The following is a 24,727-nucleotide window of genomic DNA, read 5'->3' on the forward strand; positions in this document are numbered from 1 at the left end:
GAACGTCCGGAGCTTCGGACCTATTTCGCGAATCTTGCCTGGATTTCAGCGAGCCCCGCTTCATAGACGCCGAGCAATGCTTCGCTCGCGGCCTTCTCCTGCCCTGGCTCGGGCGTATAGGAACCGTTCCAGGTAATGGTGGAAGAGCCATTGGCTTTCGCAGTCACCTTGATCGTTGCGGTGTAGTTCGAGACGGGCAGCGGGCTCGTCAGGAACTTGTAGGAGTAGCTGTACTCGGCTTCATTCCGGGCGACTTGTGTCTCGACGAAAGCGGCCCTTCCGTCCTTCGTGACGAGAATGCGCGTCGATGGCGCCTTGCCGTCCTCGATGCACTGACCCACCGGGGGCAGCCAATCCTTGATCGCGCAGAACGGCCCGATCAGCGACCAGACGTCCCGGGCAGCCGCCTTCACGTCAACGCTGCGGCTGATCGTGGCCACAGCGGCGGATGCTGTGCCCGAGTAGAGCAACACCGTGCCGAACGTCGCAACGCTCGCCATGGAGAGCCTGGGCCTGCAGAAAATCCTTGTCATCGCAATTACCCTGTCATTGTGAGTTGATGCCATGAGGCTTTCGGCCGACGCGTCGCGACGGTCCTTCAAGCCCGGTGGAGCGGTCCAAATCCGTATGCTGAGAGGTAGCAAGGGCCCTCTGCACGCCACTAGTTCACGAACTGAATCGATGCCGGTACAGATTTTGAACTGGAAGCCAATGCGAATTCCGCAGTACGTTCGCAAATGGTCCACCAGGAGAGAGAACATGGCTGCTGGCAGCTACAAGCAGTTCTGTCCCGTCGCGATGGCCGCCGAGGTTCTGTGTACACGCTGGACTGTGGTGCTGCTGCGGGAGCTGATGGCCGGCTCGACGCGCTTCAACGATCTGCGACGTGGTGTTCCCCGGATGTCGCCCGCGCTGCTATCGCAGCGGCTCAAGGATCTCGAGTCGGCGGGGATTGTCGCGCGGGAAGCATTGGCTTCGGAGCCTGGCCTCTATGAATATCGGCTGACGCCGGCGGGACGTGAACTCACTCCCATCGTCGAAGGATTTGGAATCTGGGGCCAACGCCGGATCAAGGCCGACCTGTCGCTCCAGCACCTCGACGTTCAACTGCTGATGTGGGATATGCGGCGAAATCTGAATCCGACGCCGATGCCCAGGCGGCGAAACATCATCCAGTTCGTCTACCCCGAGCTTTCGGCGACGCAACGACACTGGTGGCTGATCGTCGATCCAGAGGAAGGCGTCGACCTGTGCTCGGTCGATCCCGGATTTGACGTCGACCTCTATATTTCCGTTGATCTGCGCAGCATGACTGCAATCTGGATGGGGCTCGACACGGTCCGGGCGGCCGTGGACAGTCGTCGGATGCTTCTGACTGGCGACCGGCAAATCGCGTCCTCGACTCAAACCTGGCTTGGTCTCAGCCCGTTCGCCAAGGAGAGAAAACTGGCGAGTTGAATGCTGACCATTCGCTCGGGTCTAGCCGCGTACCAGCGAGACCAGCCAGCTACGGCCGAACAGCACGAGGATCGCGAGCGCGTAGACGATCGTGCCGCCGACGGCGAGCAGGACCAGCGCAACCTCGTCGTGGAAGCGCATCGCGCCCAACGTAGATCCGCTGACGCCCGCGATCAGCCAGAAGGCGGCCGCGAGGACTACCCCGGTCAGCAGGAATTTGCCGAGCGACATCAGCCAGGCGCGGTCGAGCACGAGAAAGCCGCGACGCACGGCAAAGAACAGCACCAGCAAGAGATTGGTCCAGACGCCGACGGCAGTCGCGAGCGCAAGGCCGATCTGGGCCAGCGATCCCATCAGGGCGACTTTCAGCGCGACGTTGACGGCGATGCCGGTCAGCGACGCGCGTACCGGCGTCGCCGTATCCTTGCGGGCGTAGAAGGTCGCAACCGCGCTGCGGATCAGCACGAACGGGATCAGGCCGATCGCATACGCAGCGAGCGTGCCGCCCGCTGCAATCGCGTCAGATTTGGTGAACGCGCCGCGGGCAAACAGCGCGCGCATGATCTCGTCGGGCACGGTCAGGAAGGCCGCGACGAACGGGATCGAGAACAGCAGCGTGAAATCGAAGGCGCGGCGCTGCGCCTTCATCGCGCCGTCATGGTCGTTGGCCGTGATGCGTTTCGACATTTCCGGCAACAGCACCGTGCCGATGGCGATGCCGATGACGCCGATCGGCAATTGATTGAGACGGTCGGCGTAGTACAGCGCCGACAGCGCGCCTGCCGGCAGGAAGGTCCCGATGATGGTGTCGGCGAACAGCGCGATCTGCGTCCCCATCGAGCCCAATGTGGCCGGCCCGAGCGCCTTGAAGAAGCTGCGGACGTCTTCGTCGAGCCTCAGCGGCGCGAAGCGCGGCAGACCGCCATGGCGGGCGAGATCGCCGGCGAGCAGGAAATATTGCAGGAAGCCCGAGATGAGGACGCCCCAGGCCGCAGCATGGCCGGCGGTCGGAAACCAGACGGCGACCGCCAGCGTCATCATCATCGCGACGTTGAGAAAGATCGACGCGGCGGCGGCACTGGCAAAGCGCTGCATCACGTTCAGCATGCCGCCATAGAGCGTCACCAGCGTGATCAGCAGCAGATAGGGAAAGGTGATCCGGGTCAGCTCGATCGCGAGCTTGCGCTGCTCGGCGTCCTCGGAAAAGCCCGGCGCCAGAATGCTCATGGCCTGAGGCATGAACAGCCAGGCGACGATCAGCAGCACAACTTGAGAGGCCAGCAGCAGCGTGAAGATGCGGTCGGCGAAAAGGTGTGCCGCCGCCTCCCTCTTCTCGCCATGGACATGTGCATAGGCCGGCACCCAGGCGGCGTTGAAGGCACCCTCGGCGAAGATTGCGCGGAAATGATTGGGCAGTCGCAGCGCCACGAAAAAGGCGTCGGCCACAGGGCCGGCGCCGAGGATCGCCGCGAGCATGATGTCGCGGGCAAACCCCGTCAGCCGCGAGAGCAGCGTGTAACCGCCAACGGTGAAGATGCGTCCGAGCATGCGGACTGTTCTAGAGCATGGCGCGATTAGGTCTAGATGCAAACCGCGACGGAAGTGCGCCCCCTCCCCCGCTTGCCGGGGGAGGGTTGGGGAGATGGTGTCTCGACAGCGAAGACTCTCCCGGAGGAGAGAGCCCTCACCCGGATCGCTCGCGCGATCCGACCTCTCCCGCACGCGGGAGAGGTGAACCTCACCCCGCGAGCGCGCCGTGCACGGCGGCGATGATTCGCTCCTGATCGGCTTCGGTCAAATAGGCGTGCATCGGCAGGCTGATGACGTCCTGCGACAGGCTCTCGCAGGCAGGCAGGCCACCCTCCGCGATCGGATATTGCTTGTAGGCGGATTGCTGATGCATCGACTTGCCGTAATAGACCGCGGTCGGCACGCCCTGCGCCTTCAGCGCAGCCGCGAAGCCGTCGCGGTCGGTGCCTTCAGGCAGGCGGATCGTGTACTGCGCCCAGACCGAGGTATTGCCCGGCGCCAGACGCGGCACCGTGACCACATTGGACAGGCCGCGCGCGTAGCGCTCCGCGACCTTGTTGCGGGCGGCGATCTCGTCGTCAAAGATCTTCAGCTTCTCGATCAGGATCGCGGCCTGCATGGTGTCGAGCCGGCCGGTGAGGCCGAGGCGGATATTGTCGTATTTGTCGACGCCCTGCCCATGCACGCGGATGCTGCGCAGCGTCGCCGCGAGCTCGTCGTCGTCGGTCAGGATCGCGCCGCCGTCGCCGAAACAGCCGAGCGGCTTTGCCGGGAAGAAGCTGGTCGTGGTGGCGAGCCCGAAGGTGCCGAGCTTGCGACCCTTGTAGCTTGCGCCAAAACCTTGCGCGGCGTCATCGATGATGAAGAGTCCTTCGGACGCGGCGATCTCGGCGATGGCATCGTGGTCGGCCGGCTGTCCGAACAGATCGACCGGAATGACCGCCACAGGCTTCAAGCCGGCCTTGCGCGCAGCCGCAATGCCCCGCTTGAGCGATTCCGGGTCCATGTTGAAGGTCGTCTCATCGACGTCGACATAAACAGGCGTCGCGCCGGTCCGTGCCGCCGGCGAGGCGGTCGCAATGAAGGTGAAGGAAGGACACAGCACGGCATCGCCGGGCCCGACGCTCTTCGCCATCAGCACCATCAGCAGCGCATCGGTGCCGTTGGAGCACGCCACCACGTGCTTGGCGCCGCAATAAGCCGCAAGCTGCTTCTCCAGCTCGAAGACCTCAGGACCGTTGACGAACTGGCAATGGTCCATCACGCGCTTGACGGCGGCATCGAGCGAGGCGCCGAGCCGCACGCGCTGCGAGGCGACGTCGATGAAGGGAATCGGTTCGGAACGAAGATGCTGGTTCATGGCCTGGTTCTTGGCGCCTTCTTGCCTGGTCGACATGGAGGGATTTAGCCGGCGACGCGGCGCGGACCCTTGCGGGCGGGCGACGTCGCTGCGGGCCGCGATGGCGTCTCGAGGCACTGCGTCGCGATCTCGAGGCTGGCGACGCCTTCGTCGCCGGTGACCGCAGGGGTCTCGCCGTTGCGAACGGCCTTGAGGAAGGCGATCAGCTCGGCGCGCAGCGGCTCGTCATGGCCGACAGGCAGATGCCGCATCGAATAGCTGCCGTCAGGCTTGAAGCCGAAGCATTCGGTGACCTGGCGCGTCAGAAGATCGCCCATCACGTATTTGCCGCGGGTCGCGACCGTGACGCTGCGCGCCTTGAACGGCGTCAGCCAGTTGGTGTTGATATGGGCAAGCACGCCATTGGCGGTGCGGAACTGGAGCAGCGCGATGTCCTCGCGCTCGGCGACCGCGCTCGACAGCTGCGGCTGCACCTCGACGATGTCGGATTCGGTGAACCAGCGGATCAGATCGATGTCGTGCACGGCGAGGTCGATGACGACGCCGACATTGGACATGCGCGGCGGGAACGGGCCGACGCGGGTGATCGCGATGGAGAGAATGTCCTCGCCCGCGATCGCCTGCTTGACCGCGGCAACGGCCGGATTGAAGCGCTCGACATGGCCGACCATCAGCGTGACGCCGGCCTTTTGCGCGGCGGCGACGATCTCGCGACCCTCTTCCACCGTGGAGGCGATCGGCTTCTCGACCAGCACGTGGATATTCCTGGCGATGCAGGCCAGCGCGACTTCGTGATGCAGATGCGTCGGCGCTGCGATGGTGACGGCATCGACGCCCTCGGCGAGGAGCTGGTCGAGCGTCTCGAAGCTGTTGCATCCGGCGAGCTCCGTCGCGCGCGTCCGATGCGTGGGTGAAGGATCGACCACGCCGACCAGGGTGACGCCGGGCAGGCCGGCGAGCACCCGCGCATGGTTGCTGCCCATCACGCCGGCGCCGATGACACCGACGCGCAAGCCGGCCCTTGCCGGCTGTGATCCCATGGAACTCATCTGAGCAAACCCCGATTCAACGCAAATCCCCGGGCTGCTTCTAGCACGGGCGCCACAAATGTGGCGAATGCCGGCCAAATTGACCGGACACGATTTGATTCAAAAAGTTACACGTTCTCCGGGCCTTAGCCACCGAAAGCAGGCTTTGGGGCCCGGATCGCGTGATTCGGAGTTCGCTGGTTACGACCTTTGATAGTCGTCTTCAATCCGGATGATGTCGTCTTCCCCGAGATAGGACCCGGTCTGGACCTCGATCAGTTCCAGCATGATTTTACCGGGGTTCTCCATCCGGTGCACCGCGCCCATCGGGATGTAGATCGACTCGTTCTCGTGCACCGTCTTCACCGTCTCGTTGACGGTGACACGGGCGGCACCGCGGACCACGATCCAGTGCTCGGCGCGATGGTGGTGCTTCTGCAGCGACAGCCGTCCGCCCGGCTTCACCACGATGCGCTTGACCTGGTGGCGCTCGCCATTGTCGACCGACTGATAGCTGCCCCAGGGGCGATGCACCTTGAGATGCTCCTCGGTGACCTTGGGCGCGACCGCCTTCAGCTTGGTGATCAGGCGCTTCAGCCCGTTGGCGTCCTGCTGGCGCGAGACCAGCACCGCATCCGCGGTCGCGACGACGACGAGATCGTCGACGCCTTCGAGCGCGACCAGCGCATGATCGGTCGTGACGTTGCAGTTGCGCGAATCCTCGAACACGGCGGTGCCGTGGGCCGCATTGCCTTGCGCATCCTTGTCGGACAATTCCCACACCGCGCGCCAGGAGCCGACATCGGACCAGCCGCACGACACCGGCACCACGGCCGCGCGCGAGGTCTTTTCCATCACGGCATAGTCGATCGAGATCGCCTTGGCCGCACCAAAGGCCTGCGGCTCCAGCGTCACGAAGCCGAGATCGCGACCGGCATTGTTCACCGCATTGGACACCGCATCCACACTCGCCGCATCGACCTTGCGATATTCGTCGAGCAGCAGCGCCGCGGGGAACATGAAGTTGCCGCTGTTCCAGAGATAGCCGGAATTGACGTAATCCGAAGCCTTCACCGCATCGGGCTTCTCGACGAAGCGCGCGACCGCATGCACTTCGCCTGAGATCGGCTCACCCGGGCTGATATAGCCGTATTCGGTCGCCGGCCGCTCCGGCTTGACGCCGAAGGTGACGATGCGTCCCGTGCTCGCGGCGCTGAGGCCCTCGCGGCATGCCGCGACGAAGGCGGCATTGTTCTGCACCACGTGATCGGCGGCGAGCGCCAGCACGATCGCTTCACTGGTGCGGTTTTGCGCGAATGCCGCGCCGGCGGCGATCGCAGGACCGGAGTCGCGGCGCATCGGCTCGAGGATCACGTCGGCCTCGATGCCGATCTCGGCGAGCTGCTCCAGCACCATGAAGCGGTACGCCGCATTGGTGATGACAACAGGCCGGTCGAACAGCGACGCATCGGAGACACGCAGCAGCGTGTCCTGGAAGGTCGAGCGCGGGCCGAACAGCGGCAGGAACTGTTTTGGCCGCACCTCGCGCGAAGCCGGCCACAGCCGCGTGCCGGCACCACCGCACATGATCAAGGGGATAATGCGTTTGTCCATCGTCGTTTCAAACCTTGTAGTGGTCGCGATACCAGGTGACAAAATTGTGGACCCCGTGCTCGATCGGCGTTGACGGTGCAAAGCCGGTGTCGCGCATCAAATCCTCGACATCCGCGAACGTTTCCACCACATCTCCCGGCTGCATCGGCAGCAATTCTTTGATCGCCGTCCGGCCCAGCTCCCGCTCCAGAAGTCCGACGACATGCATCAGCTCTTCGGGGCGGTGATTTCCGACATTGTAGGTTCGAGACGGCGCATTTGCGGCAGCCGGATTGTCCGCAGGCACAAGATCGATCAGTTTGGACACGACACGGGTCACATCGTCGATATAGGTGAAGTCGCGGCGCATCCTGCCATGGTTGAAGAGCCGGATCGGCTTGCCGGCCAGGATGGCGTTTACGAACAGAAACATGGCCATATCAGGCCGTCCCCACGGGCCGTAGATTGTAAAAAACCGCAAGGCCGTGACCGGCAGCCGGTACAGATGGCTGTAGGACTGCGCCATCACCTCGTTCGCCTTCTTGGTCGCGGCGTAAAAGCTCACGGGATGATCGGTCCGGTCCTGCACGGAAAACGGCAGTTTCGTGTTCGCGCCGTAAACGGAGGATGACGAGGCGTAGACGAGATGACGACAGCCGTTGTTCCGACAGCCCTCCAGCATGTTGAGAAAGCCCTGGAGGTTGGAATCGACGTAACTGTGGGGCTGGTCGATCGAGTAGCGGACGCCGGCCTGGGCCGCCAGATGCACGACTTGGGCAAATCGATGTCGCGCAAACAGCGCCGCCATCGCCTCGCGATCGGCAAGATCGGCCTGCACGAAGGAGAAACCGGCCTCGCTGCGCAACAGCGCCAGCCGCGCCTGCTTCAGCGCCGGATCGTAATAGGTGTTGAGATTATCCAATCCGACGACTGGCCTGCCCTCGGCCAGGAGCTGCCGGGCGACGTGAAAGCCGATGAAGCCCGCGGCTCCCGTGACCAAAATCGCCTGATCCGTCATCCTGTTCCCAAGGTAAATCCGCCAAGGCAAATCCGAGGACGTGTTCGCCACACTGGCCATGCCAGTCTCTTTAGACGGCGTCCCGAGGGGGCCGCAATAGCCAGCCAATTTAACAGTAAAGAGCCCCCCACAAGGGCTTAAGAGCCATTGCAAGAGAGCTTCAAGAGGGCTTCAAGAGAGCTATTGCAAGATCGGCGCCAAAACCATACCAAAGCGGCCGAATTCGGCGCCTGGCGTCGGGTGACCGCAACCTTCGCCAACCCAGTTCATGCGGACGAGATGCGCCGAATCCTGCTGTCGACGGCCAAAATCCTGATCTCCGCGGCCCTGCTCTATCTGGCATTGCGCAAGGTCGATCTGACCGAGCTGGTCTCGCGCTTCACCGTGTCCAGCCTGGTCTGGATCGGCCTGGCGATCGCGGTGACGTTCCTGCAGATCTTCATCGGCGTGTTGCGCTGGCGCGATGTCAGCGCCGCATGCGGCGCGCCGCTCGAGCTCGCCCGCGCCATGCGCTACAACGTGATCGGCTCCTTCTTCAACCAGACCCTGCCCTCCGCGATCGGCGGCGACGCGGTCCGGCTGTGGCTGGTCGCGCGCGCCGGCGCTGGATGGCGCGCGGCGACCTATTCGATCTTTGTCGATCGCGCGATTGGCCTGATTGCGCTGGCGATCCTCATCGTCGCGAGCCTGCCCTGGAGCTATCGGCTGATCACCGACCCGCACGGCCGCTCGGCGCTGTTGCTGGTCGACTTCGCCGCGCTCGCCGGCGGCATCGGCTTCCTGATCTTCGGCGCGCTGAAATGGTCGTGGCTGAAGACCTGGTGGGCGACCCATCACCTCCACGCCTGTGCCGTGATCGCCAATCGCGTCATCTTCAACGCGGCACGCGGACCGCGGGTGGCGATCCTCTCGCTCCTCGTTCACGTGCTCACCGCGGTCATCGCCTGGTGCGTCGTGCAGTCGATCGCCGCCCCCATCAGCTTCGCCCAGGTCTTCCTGCTGGTGCCACCGGTGATCCTGATCACGTTGATGCCGATCTCGATCGCCGGCTGGGGCGTGCGCGAGGCAAGCATGGGCCTGGCTTTCGGCTTCGCCGGGCTCGCCGCCAGCGAAGGCGTCAACGTCTCGCTGTTGTTTGGCGCGGTCTCGTTCATCGTCGGCGCCGTCGGCGGCCTGGTCTGGATCGTGAGCGCGGAGAAAGCCACGCAAGGCTCGGCGCAGCTCGGGGTCCCGGAGTGACCGCGCTTCCAATCCTGCCGTCGCTGCTTGCCGTTGCGGTCGCCGCGCCGATCTCGGCGCTCATCACCTGGACCAGCCATCCCCTGCTGCAGCGCTATGCGCTGGCGCGGCCGAACGCACGCTCCTCGCACACGATACCGACACCGCAGGGCGCGGGCATTGCGGTCATCCTGGCGACACTCGTGGTCGCTTTGGGCTGGGCGGCCTGGGGCCTCGTGACAATCCCGGCGGCCCTCGTCCTCGCGACGATCGTCATCGCCCTCGTCGGGTTCGTCGACGATTTGGTATCTCTTCCGCTGTTCACGCGGCTCTTGCTGCAGACAGCCTGCGTCGGTGCGGTCGTGTTCACGGCGCCCGGGGACGCGCGCCTCGTGCCGGCCCTGCCGCTGGCGCTGGAACGTTGCGTGATTGTGCTCGGCGGTGTCTGGTTCGTGAATCTCGTCAACTTCATGGACGGGCTCGACCTGATGACGGTGGCGGAGGTGGTGCCGGTCACGGCCGCGCTCGGGTTGCTCGGATGGTGGGGCGACCTCCCTTCCTCCGCAGCGCTGCTGGCAACGGCCCTCTGCGGCGCCCTGCTCGGCTTCGCGCCGTTCAACAAGCCGGTCGCAAAGGTATTCCTGGGCGATGTCGGCAGCCTGCCGATCGGCCTTCTGCTCGGCTGGTGCCTGCTTGAGCTCGCCTGGAGCGGACAAATCGCGGCGGCGCTGTTATTGCCGGCCTATTATCTCGTCGATTCCACCATCACGCTGTTCCGCCGCATCGCGCGCCGCGAACAATTCTGGTTGGCCCATCGCTCGCATTTCTACCAGCGCGCCACCGACAACGGCTTCACCGTCCCCCGCGTGGTCGGCGAGATCTTCGCGCTCAACCTTGCGCTGGCGGGGCTGGCCATCCTGACCGTTCGCGCCGGCTCGACGACGGTCACGCTGCTCGCGCTCCTGGCGGGCGTGATCGCGGTCGCTGTCATACTCCGGCGGTTCTCGCGCCCTCAGGCTTCCTGAGCGGCGAGCGCCAGCCGCAAGCCCTCGTCAAGCGACACCTCCGGCTGCCATCCCGTTGCGATCGCCTTCGAGACGTTGAGCTCGAACGAGCCAAAGAGACTGTGATGCGTGTCCTGCCGGCCGACCAGGCCGAGCAGCGAGCCCAACAGCTCCGGCGACACGCCGAACAATCGCGGGCTCTTGCCGGACGCCCGCGCCAGACGCTCGACAAGTTCGGGCGTCGAGACCTGCTCAAAGTCGGCGACAAGGAATGTCTCGAAATTGCTCGCCGGATCCGGGACAGCCAGCCGGCGCAGGATGAAGGACGACAGGTTCTGCACCGCCAGGAATGCACGGCGGTTGCGGATCGCAGCAAGGGGCAGCGGCAATCCCAAACGCACCGCGCGCGCCAGGAGCGCGAAATTGCCCTTGGCGCCGGCGCCATAGACCAGCGGCGGCCTGATCACCGAGATCTCCATGTCGCTGTCGCGCGCCAGCGTGCGCAAGCCTGCCTCGGCCGCGGCCTTGGACATGCCGTAAACGCCGCGCGGGGCCAGGGTGTCCTCCTCGCTGAATGGGGCGCGGCCTTCATTGCTGCTGCCGTGCACGAGGGCGGTGCTGAGGAAGACGAACCGGCGCACGCCGGCAGTTGCCGCAGAGTGTGCCAGGTGCAGCGTGCCTGCGGTGTTGACGTTGCGGTAGAGCTCGCCCGCGTGCTCCTCGCGCGGGTGATGCACCCGGGCGGCGAGATGCACGACGGCATCGACGCCGTCGAGCGCGGCCTGCCAGACGGTGTCGGGGCCGATCGACCCCACGACGACCTCGCCGTCGAGGCCTTTCGGGCTGCGAACCGCTGCGCGGACCGACCATCCCGCGCGCGCAAGCGCCGGCGCGACGTGACGCCCGACAAAGCCGCTCGCTCCAGTCACCAGCACGATCCCCTTGCTCTCGGTCATCGTTGCTCCGAGAGGCTGGGATGACGCAGCAATTCTTCGATCAGGTCGGCATACGCGCTCATCGCAATGCTGCGATCGAACTTCGATGCCGCCTTCACCGCACGTTCGGCCATGGCAGCATCGCAGGAGGTCGACGCCATCAGGATGGCGTCGGCAAGCTGATCGGGTCGGCCCGGCGCCACCACCCAGCCAAGGCCGTTCTCCACCACCGTCAACGCGGCTTCAGCCTCAGGCTCGGAGACCAGTACGACGGGACGGCCGACCGCAAGCAGGTTATAGAACCGGCTCGGCACCGACACCCCCGCGACGTTCTTTCGGTATGGAATGATCCAGAGATCGGCGGAAGCCAGCAATTTTTCGAGTTCGGCATCCTCGACCCGCGGCACGAAAGTCACATTCGGCAATTTCGCACTCGCCTGCAGCTGCGTCAGCCTGTCGAAGCCGATCCCCCAGCCCGATAGCAGGAAATGAATGTCAGGCTGGTCCGTCAAAAGGCGGGCCGCCTCGAACACGATCTCCGGATCGTGAGTGAAACCGAGATTGCCCGACAAGCCGACAATGAAGCGCGCCGCGAGCGGCTTACGAAACGGATTGTCCGATGTCACCGGCCGCACCGCCGGCACCAGCGTCGCCCAGTTCGGGACGAAGCGGATCTTGTTCCGCGTCATGCCGGCATAGCTGAGCAGCGGCCGCTCCGCATCGCGACCGATCGTGATGACGGCATTGAGCCCGCGGAACATCAGGCCGTTGGCGGCGCGCATCGCCCCCGCGACGAACGAACCGGGCTTCAGCATGCCGGCCATCACCAGCACATCAGGGAAGAGGTCGTGCATGATCAGGGCCGAACGCGCCCCCTTCATCCACGCCGCTGCGACAACGGCGTAAGGCAGCATGAACGGCGCTGTGACGGTCAGCACGACATCGCCGCGCCTCAGCTGTCGCATCAGCGCGACGAAGATGCGCAACACGAACAGGAGCTCGAACAAGCCGCGGCGCACCAGCGCCCCCTTGCCCGCGATCCGGTTCTTGACGGCAACGACGCGCGGCTTGCCGGAGCCGGTCTGCGCGGCCGGCAGCGCGCCTGATGAGCCCGACAGCACGACGACGTCGTGCTTCGAGGCGAGGTGGCAGGCTATTTCGGACATGATCGCCGCGGTCGTGCTCGGATCCGGCGGATAATGCTGGCTTGCGACGACGATCTTGGCAGCGATCCTGTCTTGCGGCTGCATGGTCAGGCCGCGGTCGACCCGAACTCGGGGACCGCTTCCTGCAGGATGGTCCTGATGGTCGCCCGGTCGTCGCGTGCGATCGCCTGGTCCAGCGCCGTGATCCATTTGCGCAGGGTCTGCATCGGCGGCTCGTTCGGCTGCGCCGCCATAATGCCGGCGACGCCTATCTCGCGGGTCGGCTCCTCCGAGGCGAACAGGATTTCGTTCAGGCGCTCGCCCGGCCGCATCCCCGTAAACACGATCTCGATGTCATAGCCCGGCTGCAGGCCGGAGAGACGGATCATGCGCTCGGCGAGATCGGCGATCCTTACCGGCTGGCCCATATTGAGGACATAGACCGACACGTCCGAGCGCACCGTACCGAGCGCATGCGTCGCCGCGGTGATGACAAGGTCGCAGGCTTCGCGGATGGTCATGAAATAGCGAACCATATCGGGATGCGTCACCGTCACCGGGCCGCCGGCTTCGATCTGGGCCTTGAACTTCGGCACCACCGAGCCGTTCGAGGCCAGCACGTTGCCGAACCGAACCGAGATCAGCCGCATCGGCGGCTTGGCGCGAGCGGCTCCCGCAGCAAGATCATGGTCGAGCGCCTGGCAGTACATTTCGGCGAAACGCTTGGTCAGGCCCAGCATCGACACCGGCTCGATCGCCTTGTCGGTCGAGATCATCACCATGGCCTCGGCGCCGGCGGCAAGTGCCGCGTCGGCAACGTTGATCGAGCCGAAGATGTTGGTCTTGACGCCCTCGCTCCAGTCGCGCTCGAGGATCGGCACGTGCTTGAGGGCCGCCGCGTGGAACACGATGTCGGGCTTGAACTCGGCCATCAGCCGCATCACGCGCTCGCGGTCTCTGATGTCGGCGATCCGCCCCTCGATCGCAGCCGTAACCTGCGCGGCGAGCTTCTCCGTGATCGCGTAGAGCGCCGGCTCGGAATTCTCCAGGATCAGGAGGCGCGCGGCGCCGAAGGCGACGACGCGCTCGCAGATCTCCGAGCCGATCGAGCCGCCGCCGCCGGTGACGATCACTGCCTTGCCCCTGATCAGGGCTTCGAGGCGCGCATAGTCGATCTTTTCGCTCGGCCGCAACAGCAGATCCTCGACAGCGACAGCCGTCAGGCGCGGCGTATCGCCACTGTCGAGCGAGGGCATCCGGTTGACGATCACACCCAGCTTGCGCGCGCGCATCAGGATCGATTCGGGATGGGATTCCGGCTCGAATGCCGACGGCGTCATGACGAAGCGCGCGATCGGCTTGTTGCGCTTGGCGTAGTCGGCGACGACGTCCTCGATATCGTGGAGCCCGCCCAGCACCGGCACGTTGCGGATCAGCTGCCCGCGATCCGCGCCCGACGGCGACAATACGCCGACCGGCCAGATCCGCTTGATCGACCCGCTCTCGATACCCCGCAACAGCACCTCGGCGTCTGCCGCGCGACCGATCAGCAGTGTCGGCGCGGCATCGTCGGAACGGGCGTGGCGCCGTACCCGCGTATAGCGGAAATAACGGTAGGCCATGCGCAGCGCACTGAGCGCGAAGATCTCCAGAAACCAGTAGAGGACGATCGTCACCTTGCCGAGGAAGAAGGCGCCGCGAATGTTGGGGGAAACGAAGATGTAGTCGAGTGCCAGCAGCGCGGCCGTCAGCACGGTCGCGACGCGGAGGATGTTCAGCGCGTCCGGCAGCGAGATGAAGCGCCACTTCGTCGTGGTCAGGTTGAAGACGAAGAAAACGACCACGCTGAAGGCCAGAAAATAGGGCAGGATCTGGAACAGCAACGGCAGGCGGTCATAAAAAGCGTCGCCACCCTCGAAGCGCAGGTAGAAGGCCGCGAACAGCGCCGCTGTCGTCGCCAGCAGGTCGTGGAGCGCGATCAGGAAATTGCGCAAGGTAAGATGCGAAAGACGCGTCATCCGCTGACCGATGAATATCCCAATGGCTGCAACCTGACCGCGCTGATAGCCCATCTCGACAAGACTTGCCAGCCGCGCGGCCGTTCAGGAACCAGCTCCCCCAACCTTCGTCTTGCCCTGTTGTGCCCGGATCACCATGCCGCCGGCAGCCCCGACACCGATGACGTACATCCAGCCCTCGTGGAAGTCGAACAGATGGGAGTTGAACAGGGACGTGAAGACATTCTGCACCACGACCAGAAGGCCTATCCAATTGGCAATCCCGTCGCCGCGAAACAGCAGGAGATGTGAGATCCAGATTGCGTAGAGGATGACGATGCCGATGATGCCCCACTGGATGGCGACATGCAGCGACTGGTTATGCGGATTTGGAAACACCCTGACGCCCGGTATCCATGAGGGATCTTCGGCGGCCCGTTCGAACAGTCCCTGCGAGGAGCCGGTACCATGCCCGGCAAGCGGCGCCTGCTTGAAGAATTGAATGGCGTGGCGCCAGTACTCGAGGCGTTCGCCCATCGAAGTCGGAATGTTCCTCTGGTTGTAGAGCTGATACTCGCTGACGAAAGTGTCGGCGGTCTTGCGCAATTGCGGCGAGCCCTGCCACGCGATCGCAGCGCCTGCGATCAGTGCGACGGAGATCATCGCGATACTGCGCCATCTCAAATGCAGCAGCGCGAACACGCCGAACATGATCGGAACGGTGACGAGCGCGGTGCGCGACACCACCACGAAGGCCATGTTGACGAAGAAGCTCAGCGCCAGCGCCGTCAGCAATCCCGCGAGCCAATACCGCTTCTCGCGCAGCAGCAGGGTGGTCGGATAGGCCAGCGCGACAGCGCAGAGCGTAAACTCCTGGCTCTGGTCGATGTAATTCTTGACGAAGATGCCGCGCTCGAGCGGATCATAGGGCCTCAGTGCCAGGCCGGGATAAAAAGCAACCAGCCACGACATCACCGACAACAGCGCGCAGGACACCAGGAAGGCGACGAAGATCCAGGAGCCGCGCGGCGATCGCTGGAAATGGTAGAGCAGCACGGGAAGCACGAGCAGTTTGATGGTCGGACCGACCGCATAGAACCGCGCTCCCCAGGCTGCGTCCGACCACAGCGTCCCCACCAGCGCGAGCACGAACAATGCGATCGGCGCCGCACAGATCGGTCGCGTCAGCGACTGCAGGAATGCCCTGACGTCGAGGAACGGCACCATGCAGAGCAGGAACACGCTGTTGAAGATTGCCGTGAGCGAGGTCGACCAGGGCAGCGACGCGACCGTGAGGATCGCGAACAGGTCGGCGGCCTCGCTCCAGGCGACCGGGCTCCGCAAACGCCGCCACAATATCTGCGCGGTCGTCTCCCTCGCCAGAGCCGTCACTTGCCGCCTCCGCGCGCACGATGGACCAGCGCCGTCGTGCTGAAGCCCTGGAGAATGTCGACCAGCACGACCACCCCGCCCGCGGCCTCGACCACCTCGTGACCGACCACCTGCTCGCGGGTGTAGTCACCGCCCTTCACCAGCACGCTCGGCGTAATCCGCCTGATCAGGTCGATCGGCGTGTCCTCCTCGAAGACGACGACGAGATCGACGGCCTCGAGCGCGGCCAGCACCTCCGCGCGCGCCCGCTCGTCCTGGACCGGGCGATCCGCGCCCTTCAGCCGCCGCACCGAGGCGTCGCTGTTCAGCCCGACGATGAGACGGTCGCAGGCGGCGCGCGCCGCGGTCAGCACCTTGACGTGACCGGGATGCAGGATGTCGAAGCAGCCATTGGTGAAGCCGATCCGCAGCCCCTCCCGCTTCCATTCGGCGAGCTGGGCCTCGAGCTGACCTGGCGCGCTCACGACCTTCTCCTCGGCCGCCAGGGTCGCGTGCGGCAGGATCTTCCGGCGCAGCTCAGCGGCGCTGACGCTGGCGGTGCCCTGCTTGCCGACGGCGACCGCGGCCGCGGCACTCGCGATCCGCAGCGCCGTGTCCCAATCCGCTCCCGCCGCGAGCGCGGCCGCGAGCGCGGCAGCGACGGTGTCGCCGGCGCCGGAGACGTCGCGTACCTTCACCGGGAAAGCTGGCACGTGGATCGCCTCGCCATGACGCGGCACCAGCGTCATGCCGTGCTCGCCCTGCGTGACCAGAATGGCCTCGCAATCGGCCAGCCGCATCACGTCCTCGCCGGCATCGACGATGCTCTGCGGCGTGTCGGCGCGGCTGCGGGTGGCTTCCGCAAATTCCTTGCGATTGGGCGTGAGCAGCGTCGCGCCGCGATAGATCGCCCAGTTCAGGCTCTTGGGATCGACGATCACCGGCTTGCCGGCCGCGCGCGCGGCATCGATGGTGTGGCGGATGACGCGCGCGGTCAGCACGCCCTTGGCGTAGTCGGACAACAGCACGATATCGGCGCGCGCGATCTGCGGCAGGATCGCCTCGATCAGCCCGGTCTCGACCTCATCGGAGGCCGCTTGCGCCTGCTCCCAATCCGCGCGCAGCATATGCGTGGAAAAATGCTCGGAGACGAAGCGGACTTTCCGGGTGGTCGGCCGTGACGGGTCACACACCAGCGCACTTTCGATCCCGGCATGGTCTGCGAGTGCCGAGGCGAGCTGCCGGCCGGCATCGTCGTCGCCGACAAGGCCGACGAAGATACAGCTCGCACCGAGCGAAGCGATATTGCGCGCGACGTTACCTGCGCCACCGATATGGATCTCGCTGCGCTGGGCTGCGATGACGGGTGTCGGCGCTTCCGGCGAGATCCGCGACACCTCGCCATAGACGAACTCGTCCAGCATGATGTCGCCGATGCAGAGCACCGTGCGGCCGGCGATGGCTTGCGCGAGGGCATCGAAATCGAGAATGGGCGTCGCCATGATCAACAAAACCTCAGCGGAAACGGTCGGGCCGGTCGAGATAATTCCCGACATAGGCTTTCACCGCGTCCTCGAGCGTCGTGAAGCCGCCGTTATAACCGGCACGGTGGAGACGATCGACCTTGCTCTGGGTGAAGTACTGGTAGCTGCCGCGAATCTGCTCGGGCATGTCGATGTATTCGATGTTGGGCCTGGTGCCGAGCGCGGCATAGGCAGCTAACATCAGCTCCCGGAAGCTGCGCGCCTTGCCGGTGCCGACATTGAAGAGGCCCGACACTGAGGGCGTCGCCAGCAGCCACAGGATGACGCGCACGACGTCGTCGACATAGATGAAATCGCGGCGCTGGTCGCCGTCGGCGATGCCGTCGCGATGCGACTTGAACAGCTGCACCACGCGGCCCGCCTTGACGTCGTCGAAACGGCGCGCCAGCACGCTCATCATCGCGCCCTTGTGGTATTCGTTGGGGCCGAACACGTTGAAGAATTTCAGGCCGGTCCATTGCGGCGGCAACCTCTCGCCGCGCGCGATGCGCTCGGCGACCGCAAGATCGAACAGATGCTTGCTCCAGCCGTAGAGATTCATCGGCCGCAGCTTCTTCAACGCGGCCAGCGAGGCATCGTCGTCAAAACCCTCCGCACCGTCGCCATAGGTCGCGGCCGATGACGCGTAGATCAGCGGCACCGCAGCCGCCGTGCACCAGTCCAAGAGGCGCATCGAGAAGCGGAAATTGGTCTCGATCACGAGATCGCCGTCGGTCGCGGTGGTCTCGGAAATCGCCCCGAGATGGATCACGGCATCCAGCTTGCGGCCCTTCAGCCAGTCAGCGAGCTCGGCCGGCGGCACGATATCCACAAGCTGCCGCTTGGCGAGGTTGCGCCACTTGCCGTCGCTGCCGAGGAGATCGCAGACCACGACGTCGCTGCGGCCGGAATCGTTCAGCGCAGCCACGACATTCGATCCGATAAAACCGGCCCCGCCGGTCACCAGCAACATTCCCACCACCCTGCCCGATCTTGTGCGGCCCGATACCTGCCGTAGCGCATCATCTGCCAAAGTGTAAGCATTTTGGGCCGACCCTTTTGGACTCGCGCTTTTGCCGGCTTTACCTGTAGGCCCGGAGCGGCTAACCGAACCGCCGTCTGGAGCATTTGCGGTCCAATTGACTAATGAATATTGATTCACATCTTGGCGGGAATGAGGAACGGGACGACACGCGCCCGATTCTGATCGTCCCCTACATGTGGATCGGCGATTTCGTCCGGAATCATACCGTGGTCCGGGTCCTGAAGGAGCGATGGCCGAACCGGCCGGTCGATCTCCTCACCACCACCCTTTGCGCCCCTCTGGTCGACTACATGCCCGGTGTGCGTGCCGGAATCGTCTGGGACCTGCCCCGTAGCCGCCTGGCGCTGCGCCGCCAGTTTGGCCTCGCCAAGCTTCTGCGCGATCGGAACTACGGCACGGCCCTGGTGCTGCCCCGCACCTGGAAGGCCGCCATTGCACCGACGCTGGCCGGTATCCCCGAGCGGGTCGGCTGGGTCGGCGAGTTCAGGTTCGGATTGATCAACCGGTGGCGCTGGGGCGAGCGAAAGCTCCCCCGCTTCATCGATGAGAATGCCGCCCTGGCCCAGCCCGACGGCGCGCCGCTGCCGCCGGAATGGCCGGTGCCGCAATTGCGGGTTCCGCCTGAGGAGATCGCCCGCTGGCGCCAGGCCAACGGCCTCAGCGCCGGCGCGGCCGTGGCGCTCGCCCCCGGTTCGGTCGGGGTCTCCAAGCGCTGGACTGGATATCCCGAGGCCGCCCGGCTTCTGGTCGAACGCGGCCTCGAAGTCTGGGTGGTCGGCGGCCCCGGGGAAAAGGGTCTCGCCCAGGAGATCGTCGCCGCTGGCGGCCCGGGGACCGCTGGCGGCCCGGGGACCGCTGGCGGCCCGGGGGTGCGGGACCTCACCGGCAACGACTTACGCAACGGCGTCCTCGCCATGGCCGCGGCCGGCGTCGCCATCTCCAACGATTCCGGCCTGATGCATATCGCGGCCGCGCTGGGCACGCCCACCATGGGCATTTTTGGCCCGACCAGCCCCTATCTCTGGGCGCCATTGAACGGCCTTGCCGCGACCGGGGTGCAGACCAAGAGCGTGCTGTCGTGCCAGCCCTGCCAGAGCACGGTCTGCAAGATGAACGACCACCGCTGCATGCGGGATATTGCGGCCGAAGAGGTAGTGGTGATTGCGCAGCAGGTGCTGGGCGGGGATGGGGGGCGCGGATCCCTTTAATCGTCGCGGTCGAACAAACTATTGCATGACCAACAACGCGATAGCTTAAGCCGCCTCGTCCGCAGCCTCTAGTTCGGCCAAGTCCATCGTGAAATCGAAAACGATTTGAATTGGTTCGGCTTCGGGATGAGCGTCGTTATAGCTATCCACGTCCACCTTCATCTGACGGCAGTCCCCAACGATTCCCTTTCTGCGGTGCTGGAAGGATATCTGCATGTGATCGCGCGAAGCCGTGCGAATATCATCCCAGACCATCTCTGTTTGGCCCTCCGTTTCGAGGGGTGCCGGATGCAAGAGACGAACGCGTCGCCCCTTTCGATCGGTCATATATTCTTCGCGCATAGCTGACGCGATATCGTCAGCACAACGGCGCCTTAGCGCAGCGGCAGGAAGCTCCCAGCGTCCAGTTCTGATTGCCCAATCCGCGATATTCTTTGCCGAAGTCGGCCAAGACAGTCCTTCGAGTCTGTACTCATCAACAATACGCTGCATTTGCTTGACGTAAGTCATGAGTTCACTCCATAGCCGTCAGTTAGAGCGGTCTCTGTTATGATGTGCCTAATCTTGGCTTGATGCTTCTTAAATAGGTCCCATCGACCCGTTCGTTTTTGAAGCTGCCCAGCAACGACGCCAGGATGACGCTTTATAATTCGGGCAAATCCCAAAAAGCTCTTCTCAGAGAACATCGGATTGTGCCTAAGAAAAAAATCGTTCATCGCTCCCAGCGGAACGCAATGGTTCGCAGCGGCGCGATTAGCTCTAACCTCGGCTTCATCATCCCCTGCTTTGCTTTCATCAAAATCCTCCTCGATAATAAGGCCTCCCTTACCGTCGCCATTAAGGACATGCTCAAGCTCGTGCCAAAGGTCGAACCAGAACTTATCGATCTGGTCGCCCTTTAACGTGAGACCAATGACGGGAGATTTGTTTTCGTTGATCCAGAAACAGACCCCTTGAATTTCAGAACCGGGTATCGGCTCAACAACCACGAGACGAACACCACATTCGAATAGGATTCGGGGCACATTGCGAATTGCTTCTGGCTCGGTCATGAGCTGCTCCAGATCAGAACTCCTCTTTCGAAGCGTCGCCTCAGAGTATGGCGGCGTCTTTAACGCAGCCGCGAGCTGACTAACCCGAAAGATCCACGCCCATTGATGCGGCGTGACCTCTCGCTTGTAGTTGCGACGCGCGGCGTGCTGGAATTCAATCGGATCTTCGAGCGAACTGAGATTGAAGAACGACAAGACATTTCGTTCAAGCTCGGCTGCTGACTCTCCAAGCTTAATCCAGCCACGCTTACACATCTCCCGAACAGGGAAGCGCTCGCGAAGTTTAGCAGCGCGAGCAATAGAGTCGTCGCGCGGGGGAACCTTGGAGAGTTGCCACGCAGTTTCAAGGTTCATCCAAAACTGGGCAGATGTCCCCAAAGCAGCAGCGAAATCCGCAGCTGTTTCCGGGCTAACGGCGCGCTTTGCCAGAACAACGTCGTTCACCAATTTCTGAGGCCGACCAATAATCTCTGCGAACTCGGTCTGAGTCCAACCTCGCGCCTCAAGTTCATCTGCCAAAAACTCCCCGGGAGGGAATACTTCGGCGGGCCGTCTATCCGTCATCTCGCCCTCCCTCTCAGTGATAATCTTCAATGCCCATGATGCGGACGACCTTGTTCGGCGCCTGCCCATGAAGTTCCACGATCAAACGCCACTTGCCCGTCAGTCGCATCGAGCGTTGATGCGATCGGTCCCCTTCAAGCTTCTCAAAGTGCAATCCTTTAAGGGCGTAGAAATCGCGTTCGTCTGGCGCCGCGCGGATCACTTGCATCACCTTGCGGAAGCCCTTGACGATGGCGCGATCGAATCCGGCATTGAACTGGATGTCGGTTTCCAGCCGGTCGAGACTTTCATCCGCAAATTCCACGTCCATGCCGCCCTCATGCTGGAATATAGCACGCCTCGCCAACATTTCAAGTCATTACGTCGCGTAATGACGTAACTCGACTTTTTGTAACGTTTGCATGAGGTTACACAACGACTACAACCCAAATCAAGCCCTCCACAATTTGTAGCTGATTCCCTTTGTCGATCCGCTCGATGCGAAGTCCTGAACCGATTCTGGTCGAGAGGAAGCTACAAGGGTCTCGCCCAGGAGATCGTCACCGCCGGCGGCCCGGGGACCGCTGGCGGCCCAGGGGTCCGCGACCTCACCGGCAACGATTTGCGCAACGGCGTCCTCGCCATGGCGGCCGCCGGCGTCGCCATCTCCAACGATTCCGGCCTGATGCATATCGCGGCCGCGCTGGGCACGCCCACCATGGGCATTTTTGGCCCGACCAGCCCCTATCTCTGGGCGCCATTGAACGGCCTTGCCGCGACCGGGGTGCAGACCAAGAGCGTGCTGTCGTGCCAGCCCTGCCAGAGCACGGTCTGCAAGATGAACGACCACCGCTGCATGCGGGACGTTGCAGCCGAAGAGGTGGTGGCGATTGCGCAGCGGGTGCTGGGCGAAGCTGCCGCACGCGCGACGACCTGATCAGCGCCACCATGCGTGGCGCCTGACCTAACATATGTTGCTTACACCCTCGGAAAGGCTTGGCATCCTCTCGCTTTCCGGGGGGATACAGCCGATGGACGAAGACTTCATCAAAGAACGCGCTCAAGACATCCGCGAGCTCGCCACGAAAGCGGACCCGTTCACCAGAAAACGCCTGCTCGATCTTGCTGACACCTACGAGCGCAGGCTTCACCCGGCGCCCCATGCCGGGCCACGACTGGCACGCCGGCTTTCGCAGCCGCAGGTGAAGCCCTAGGCAGGTGAAGCCCTAGGTATGTCGCACGCCGGCGGATGTCGTCGGTGATTGTGGGATGATGCCAATCTACACCTGTTTTGCCCGACGCCTCAAGCAGAATTCGTCAAATCCGCATTCCGGGCAAAGGCGCCCGGCAAGCCGTTGATTTGGCTGGCATCGGCTACTGTGCATGGGGTTGTTTTCGCGTTTCGGAAAACCAGCTCAAAGCAGCGGCCGATAGACCTCGCCGATTCGGGCCGCTTCCGCATCGAGGCTGAACTTCTCAAGCGCCCGTTGCCGCCCGCGCTCGCCCATCGCGGTCGCTAGAGCCATGTCCCGCATCAGCGGCTCGAGCGCGGCCGCCAGCGCCTCCGCATCACCTGTCGGGATCAGCACGCCGCTCACGCCGTCTTCGACCACCAGCGTCGCGGCTCCTGCGCGCGCGGCAACCAGCGCACTGCCCGCAGCCATCGCCTCGATCAGCGTCAGGCCAAAGCCTTCATTGCGCGAGGTGAAGGCGTAGATCGTCAGCCGCTGGTACCAGCGCTGCACCTCGTCGATCGGCAGCTCGCCCGTCATGACGATGCGCGATTGCAGGTTTGCCGCCTCGATGCGATTCTTCAGATCATTGGCAAACGGTGTCTGCTCGGCCGTGACCTGGCCGACGATCACGGCCGTGAAGTCAGGATAACGCGGCAGCAGCCGGCACATCGCATCGACGAACACGTCGGTGCCCTTCTGCGCCCGGACGCGGCCGAAGCAGCCGATGGCGTAACGGCCGGGCAAACCGCTTTCCGCGAACGCCGCGGCGCGATCGACCGGAGGCGTGTAGACGTCGGTGTCGACGCCGTGCGGAATCACCGTCGATGGCACCTTCAGAAACGAGGCGGAGATGTCTGATGTCGCGATGATCGCGTCCATTTGGCGGATCAGCCAGCGCGTGATCCAGGTGTGATGGCGCTGCCCCGCCGAGGTGAAGACCAGCTTGAGCGGCCAGCCCAGTGCGCGCAGCGCAACGCCTGCGATCATCTCGTTGTTGCGCCGCGCGTGCCAGATCACAGGCCGCTTGCGGCGCCACAGTTTCAGGACATCACCGACGGCGAGCCGCGCAATCCCCTGCGGCGCATCCGAGCCGAACCAGCCTGCGCGATAGAGCTTTGCCAGACGCGGCGCCACCATCCGGTTGGTCGCGGTGACCCCGGAATAGCGCCTGTGCAGATTTGGCACGATCACGTCAAGATCATCAGGGGAATTCGCCACGTCACGCTCCGTTGGTGCGTCCCCTATACGCAACATTAAGCATAGTGACCAGTTCAGGGCTGCCGAAACTCCCTCTTCACCGCGCAAACGTTAACTTGGCGCGCTGATCGAGGACGGGTGAGATCATGACTGTGCTAGTCACGGGCGGCGCCGGCTATATCGGAAGTCACACGGTCCTGGCGCTGGCGGAAGCCGGCGAGGACGTCGTCGTGATCGACGATCTCTCCACCGGTTTCTCCGCCTATCTGCCCGAGGGCGTGCCGCTGTTCATCGGCGATGCGGGCGACGAGAATTTGCTCGAGGGCGTGATCGCCCAGCACGACATCGAGAGCATCATCCATTTCGCGGGCTCGGCGGTCGTGCCGGACTCGATGCGCGATCCGCTCGGCTACTATCGCAACAACTTCACCACCGCGCGCAATCTGCTCAACGTCGCAGTGAAGCGCGGCATCAGTCGTTTCATCTTCTCCTCGACCGCCGCCGTCTACGGCAATCCGGATCAGGTGCCCGTGCCCGAGCACGCGCCGACGCGGCCGCTGTCGCCCTACGGCTCGTCGAAGCTGATGACCGAGATCATGCTGCACGACGTCGCCGCCGCCTACGGCATGCAGTACGTGACCTTGCGCTATTTCAACGTCGCCGGCGCCGATCCGCAGGCGCGCATTGGCCTTGCCACCGTCGGCGCCACGCATCTGCTCAAGATCGCGGTCGAGGCCGCGACCGGCCAGCGCGCCAAGATCGACGTGTTCGGCACCGACTATCCGACCCCGGACGGCAGCTGCATTCGCGACTTCATCCACGTCACCGACCTGTCGCAGGCGCATCACTCTGCGCTGGCCTATTTGCGCAACGGCGGCGCCTCGACGACGCTGAATTGCGGTTATGGCCGCGGCTATTCGGTGCTGGAAACCATCGACGCGGTGCGCCGGGTGTCGGGCCGCAGCTTCGCCGTCCAATACGCCCCGCGCCGGCCCGGCGATATCATGACTATGGTCGCCGACACCGGCCGTATCCGCGGCCTGCTCGACTGGAGGCCGCAATACGAAGACCTCGAGACCATCGCGGCCCACGCGCTGGCCTGGGAGGACAAGCTGTTCCGGGAGCGCCACGGCGAGCTCCGCCATGCTGTCTCGGCCTAAAATCACATCCTGTGCAAGCCCTTAATTGGGCTTGAAAAGCGGAGCTTTAGCGGGCACAGAGGCCATTCGATCCCTGACGCGCGGGCAGGCTTTTCCCAGCGCCGTCA

The 24,727-nt window shown here is 64.0% G+C and carries 22 protein-coding genes and 1 pseudogene; 7 read left to right on the forward strand and 16 right to left on the reverse strand.

Going from position 1 to position 24,727, the window contains the following annotated elements:
* Window positions 1-20: 20 nt before the first annotated feature.
* On the reverse strand, window positions 21-533 hold the full coding sequence (locus tag HYH07_RS14225; protein WP_220003075.1) for an SRPBCC family protein: 513 nt from the start codon (window positions 531-533) through the stop codon (window positions 21-23).
* Window positions 534-759: 226 nt separating this feature from the next.
* Between HYH07_RS14225 and HYH07_RS14230 the strand changes: the two genes are divergently transcribed.
* Window positions 760-1,458, forward strand: a complete 699-nt coding sequence (locus HYH07_RS14230) for a helix-turn-helix domain-containing protein (RefSeq protein ID WP_220003076.1) — start codon at window positions 760-762, stop codon at window positions 1,456-1,458.
* A gap of 21 nt (window positions 1,459-1,479) precedes the next feature.
* On the opposite strand, the gene murJ is transcribed toward HYH07_RS14230, so the two are convergent.
* From murJ to HYH07_RS14255, 5 genes are all read right to left on the reverse strand, one after another.
* Window positions 1,480-3,006 (reverse strand): murein biosynthesis integral membrane protein MurJ, encoded by a 1,527-nt coding sequence (gene murJ / locus HYH07_RS14235; protein WP_220003077.1) that lies wholly within the window; start codon window positions 3,004-3,006, stop codon window positions 1,480-1,482.
* Between the two features lie 190 nt (window positions 3,007-3,196).
* Window positions 3,197-4,384 carry a DegT/DnrJ/EryC1/StrS aminotransferase family protein gene (locus HYH07_RS14240; protein WP_283842816.1) on the reverse strand — a complete coding sequence of 396 codons (1,188 nt, stop codon included), beginning with the start codon at window positions 4,382-4,384 and terminating at the stop codon, window positions 3,197-3,199.
* Window positions 4,385-4,392: 8 nt separating this feature from the next.
* A complete protein-coding gene (locus HYH07_RS14245; protein ID WP_220003078.1) occupies window positions 4,393-5,397 on the reverse strand; it encodes a Gfo/Idh/MocA family protein in 1,005 nt (334 codons plus the stop codon).
* A 180-nt stretch (window positions 5,398-5,577) separates the two neighbouring features.
* A complete protein-coding gene (locus tag HYH07_RS14250) occupies window positions 5,578-6,990 on the reverse strand; it encodes a mannose-1-phosphate guanylyltransferase/mannose-6-phosphate isomerase (RefSeq protein WP_220003079.1) in 1,413 nt (470 codons plus the stop codon).
* A 7-nt stretch (window positions 6,991-6,997) separates the two neighbouring features.
* Window positions 6,998-7,987, reverse strand: a complete 990-nt coding sequence (locus HYH07_RS14255) for an SDR family NAD(P)-dependent oxidoreductase (protein WP_220003138.1) — start codon at window positions 7,985-7,987, stop codon at window positions 6,998-7,000.
* Between the two features lie 279 nt (window positions 7,988-8,266).
* Here HYH07_RS14255 and HYH07_RS14260 point away from each other — a divergent pair, with 279 nt between their 5' ends.
* Together HYH07_RS14260 and HYH07_RS14265 are read left to right on the forward strand one after the other, a co-directional pair.
* Window positions 8,267-9,226, forward strand: coding sequence for a lysylphosphatidylglycerol synthase transmembrane domain-containing protein (locus HYH07_RS14260; RefSeq protein WP_220003080.1), 960 nt, complete (start codon window positions 8,267-8,269; stop codon window positions 9,224-9,226).
* The gene (locus tag HYH07_RS14265) at window positions 9,223-10,230 is read left to right on the forward strand and encodes a glycosyltransferase family 4 protein (protein WP_312016663.1); all 1,008 of its coding nucleotides are present in this window, start codon (window positions 9,223-9,225) and stop codon (window positions 10,228-10,230) included. The genes HYH07_RS14260 and HYH07_RS14265 overlap by 4 nt, the downstream gene beginning before the upstream one ends.
* Here the strand turns inward: HYH07_RS14265 and HYH07_RS14270 are convergent.
* The 6 genes from HYH07_RS14270 to rfaD form a co-directional block, all read right to left on the reverse strand.
* Window positions 10,218-11,165: an NAD-dependent epimerase/dehydratase family protein gene (locus tag HYH07_RS14270; RefSeq protein ID WP_220003081.1), complete on the reverse strand. Its 948-nt coding sequence runs from the start codon at window positions 11,163-11,165 to the stop codon at window positions 10,218-10,220. The genes HYH07_RS14265 and HYH07_RS14270 overlap by 13 nt on opposite strands.
* Entirely contained in the window at window positions 11,162-12,394 is a 1,233-nt protein-coding gene (locus HYH07_RS14275; RefSeq protein ID WP_220003082.1) for a glycosyltransferase family 4 protein, read from the reverse strand. The genes HYH07_RS14270 and HYH07_RS14275 overlap by 4 nt, the downstream gene beginning before the upstream one ends.
* A gap of 2 nt (window positions 12,395-12,396) precedes the next feature.
* On the reverse strand, window positions 12,397-14,307 hold the full coding sequence (locus HYH07_RS14280) for an SDR family NAD(P)-dependent oxidoreductase (RefSeq protein WP_220003083.1): 1,911 nt from the start codon (window positions 14,305-14,307) through the stop codon (window positions 12,397-12,399).
* A gap of 84 nt (window positions 14,308-14,391) precedes the next feature.
* Window positions 14,392-15,678: an O-antigen ligase gene (locus tag HYH07_RS14285; RefSeq protein ID WP_220003084.1), complete on the reverse strand. Its 1,287-nt coding sequence runs from the start codon at window positions 15,676-15,678 to the stop codon at window positions 14,392-14,394.
* Window positions 15,675-17,159: a D-glycero-beta-D-manno-heptose-7-phosphate kinase gene (gene rfaE1, locus HYH07_RS14290; RefSeq protein WP_220003085.1), complete on the reverse strand. Its 1,485-nt coding sequence runs from the start codon at window positions 17,157-17,159 to the stop codon at window positions 15,675-15,677. Before rfaE1 ends, HYH07_RS14285 begins: the two co-directional genes overlap by 4 nt.
* Window positions 17,160-17,172: 13 nt before the next feature.
* Window positions 17,173-18,153 carry an ADP-glyceromanno-heptose 6-epimerase gene (gene rfaD / locus HYH07_RS14295; protein WP_220003086.1) on the reverse strand — a complete coding sequence of 327 codons (981 nt, stop codon included), beginning with the start codon at window positions 18,151-18,153 and terminating at the stop codon, window positions 17,173-17,175.
* A 173-nt stretch (window positions 18,154-18,326) separates the two neighbouring features.
* Between rfaD and waaF the strand changes: the two genes are divergently transcribed.
* On the forward strand, window positions 18,327-19,433 hold the full coding sequence (gene waaF / locus HYH07_RS14300) for a lipopolysaccharide heptosyltransferase II (RefSeq protein ID WP_220003087.1): 1,107 nt from the start codon (window positions 18,327-18,329) through the stop codon (window positions 19,431-19,433).
* Window positions 19,434-19,478: 45 nt separating this feature from the next.
* On the opposite strand, the gene HYH07_RS14305 is transcribed toward waaF, so the two are convergent.
* From HYH07_RS14305 to HYH07_RS14315, 3 genes are read right to left on the reverse strand one after another with little or no spacing between them, the layout of a single operon-like run.
* Window positions 19,479-19,943, reverse strand: coding sequence for a hypothetical protein (locus HYH07_RS14305; protein WP_220003088.1), 465 nt, complete (start codon window positions 19,941-19,943; stop codon window positions 19,479-19,481).
* Window positions 19,940-21,049 (reverse strand): HigA family addiction module antitoxin, encoded by a 1,110-nt coding sequence (locus tag HYH07_RS14310; protein ID WP_220003089.1) that lies wholly within the window; start codon window positions 21,047-21,049, stop codon window positions 19,940-19,942. The genes HYH07_RS14305 and HYH07_RS14310 overlap by 4 nt, the downstream gene beginning before the upstream one ends.
* Window positions 21,050-21,062: 13 nt before the next feature.
* Window positions 21,063-21,359 carry a type II toxin-antitoxin system RelE/ParE family toxin gene (locus HYH07_RS14315; RefSeq protein ID WP_220003090.1) on the reverse strand — a complete coding sequence of 99 codons (297 nt, stop codon included), beginning with the start codon at window positions 21,357-21,359 and terminating at the stop codon, window positions 21,063-21,065.
* A 207-nt stretch (window positions 21,360-21,566) separates the two neighbouring features.
* Here HYH07_RS14315 and HYH07_RS14320 point away from each other — a divergent pair.
* Both HYH07_RS14320 and HYH07_RS14325 read left to right on the forward strand, forming a co-directional pair.
* Window positions 21,567-21,965 (forward strand): annotated as a pseudogene (locus HYH07_RS14320) (glycosyltransferase family 9 protein); the annotation flags it as partial.
* A gap of 94 nt (window positions 21,966-22,059) precedes the next feature.
* A complete protein-coding gene (locus HYH07_RS14325) occupies window positions 22,060-22,242 on the forward strand; it encodes a hypothetical protein (protein WP_220003091.1) in 183 nt (60 codons plus the stop codon).
* Between the two features lie 201 nt (window positions 22,243-22,443).
* Here HYH07_RS14325 and HYH07_RS14330 read toward each other — a convergent pair whose 3' ends face one another.
* Window positions 22,444-23,481 (reverse strand): glycosyltransferase family 4 protein, encoded by a 1,038-nt coding sequence (locus HYH07_RS14330; protein ID WP_220003092.1) that lies wholly within the window; start codon window positions 23,479-23,481, stop codon window positions 22,444-22,446.
* A 125-nt stretch (window positions 23,482-23,606) separates the two neighbouring features.
* Between HYH07_RS14330 and galE the strand changes: the two genes are divergently transcribed.
* Window positions 23,607-24,620 carry a UDP-glucose 4-epimerase GalE gene (gene galE, locus HYH07_RS14335; protein WP_220003093.1) on the forward strand — a complete coding sequence of 338 codons (1,014 nt, stop codon included), beginning with the start codon at window positions 23,607-23,609 and terminating at the stop codon, window positions 24,618-24,620.
* The last annotated feature ends 107 nt before the right edge of the window (window positions 24,621-24,727 follow it).

This window comes from Bradyrhizobium sp. BR 10261 (assembly GCF_019455395.1).
Classification (GTDB): Bacteria; Pseudomonadota; Alphaproteobacteria; order Rhizobiales; family Xanthobacteraceae; genus Bradyrhizobium; species Bradyrhizobium manausense.

Excerpts from the sequence above, each read along its gene's own strand:
- galE (WP_220003093.1), top strand. The coding sequence starts at position 23,607 with ATGACTGTGCTAGTCACGGGCGGCGCCGGCTATATCGGAAGTCACACG.
- rfaE1 (WP_220003085.1), bottom strand. The coding sequence starts at position 17,159 with ATGGCGACGCCCATTCTCGATTTCGATGCCCTCGCGCAAGCCATCGCC.
- HYH07_RS14250 (WP_220003079.1), bottom strand. The coding sequence starts at position 6,990 with ATGGACAAACGCATTATCCCCTTGATCATGTGCGGTGGTGCCGGCACG.
- HYH07_RS14225 (WP_220003075.1), bottom strand. The coding sequence starts at position 533 with ATGACAAGGATTTTCTGCAGGCCCAGGCTCTCCATGGCGAGCGTTGCG.
- HYH07_RS14315 (WP_220003090.1), bottom strand. The coding sequence starts at position 21,359 with ATGGACGTGGAATTTGCGGATGAAAGTCTCGACCGGCTGGAAACCGAC.
- rfaD (WP_220003086.1), bottom strand. The coding sequence starts at position 18,153 with ATGTTGCTGGTGACCGGCGGGGCCGGTTTTATCGGATCGAATGTCGTG.
- HYH07_RS14260 (WP_220003080.1), top strand. The coding sequence starts at position 8,267 with ATGCGCCGAATCCTGCTGTCGACGGCCAAAATCCTGATCTCCGCGGCC.
- HYH07_RS14245 (WP_220003078.1), bottom strand. The coding sequence starts at position 5,397 with ATGAGTTCCATGGGATCACAGCCGGCAAGGGCCGGCTTGCGCGTCGGT.
- HYH07_RS14275 (WP_220003082.1), bottom strand. The coding sequence starts at position 12,394 with ATGCAGCCGCAAGACAGGATCGCTGCCAAGATCGTCGTCGCAAGCCAG.
- murJ (WP_220003077.1), bottom strand. The coding sequence starts at position 3,006 with ATGCTCGGACGCATCTTCACCGTTGGCGGTTACACGCTGCTCTCGCGG.
- HYH07_RS14240 (WP_283842816.1), bottom strand. The coding sequence starts at position 4,384 with ATGTCGACCAGGCAAGAAGGCGCCAAGAACCAGGCCATGAACCAGCAT.
- HYH07_RS14310 (WP_220003089.1), bottom strand. The coding sequence starts at position 21,049 with ATGACGGATAGACGGCCCGCCGAAGTATTCCCTCCCGGGGAGTTTTTG.
- waaF (WP_220003087.1), top strand. The coding sequence starts at position 18,327 with ATGAATATTGATTCACATCTTGGCGGGAATGAGGAACGGGACGACACG.
- HYH07_RS14325 (WP_220003091.1), top strand. The coding sequence starts at position 22,060 with ATGGACGAAGACTTCATCAAAGAACGCGCTCAAGACATCCGCGAGCTC.
- HYH07_RS14305 (WP_220003088.1), bottom strand. The coding sequence starts at position 19,943 with ATGACTTACGTCAAGCAAATGCAGCGTATTGTTGATGAGTACAGACTC.
- HYH07_RS14270 (WP_220003081.1), bottom strand. The coding sequence starts at position 11,165 with ATGACCGAGAGCAAGGGGATCGTGCTGGTGACTGGAGCGAGCGGCTTT.
- HYH07_RS14280 (WP_220003083.1), bottom strand. The coding sequence starts at position 14,307 with ATGACGCGTCTTTCGCATCTTACCTTGCGCAATTTCCTGATCGCGCTC.
- HYH07_RS14255 (WP_220003138.1), bottom strand. The coding sequence starts at position 7,987 with ATGACGGATCAGGCGATTTTGGTCACGGGAGCCGCGGGCTTCATCGGC.
- HYH07_RS14230 (WP_220003076.1), top strand. The coding sequence starts at position 760 with ATGGCTGCTGGCAGCTACAAGCAGTTCTGTCCCGTCGCGATGGCCGCC.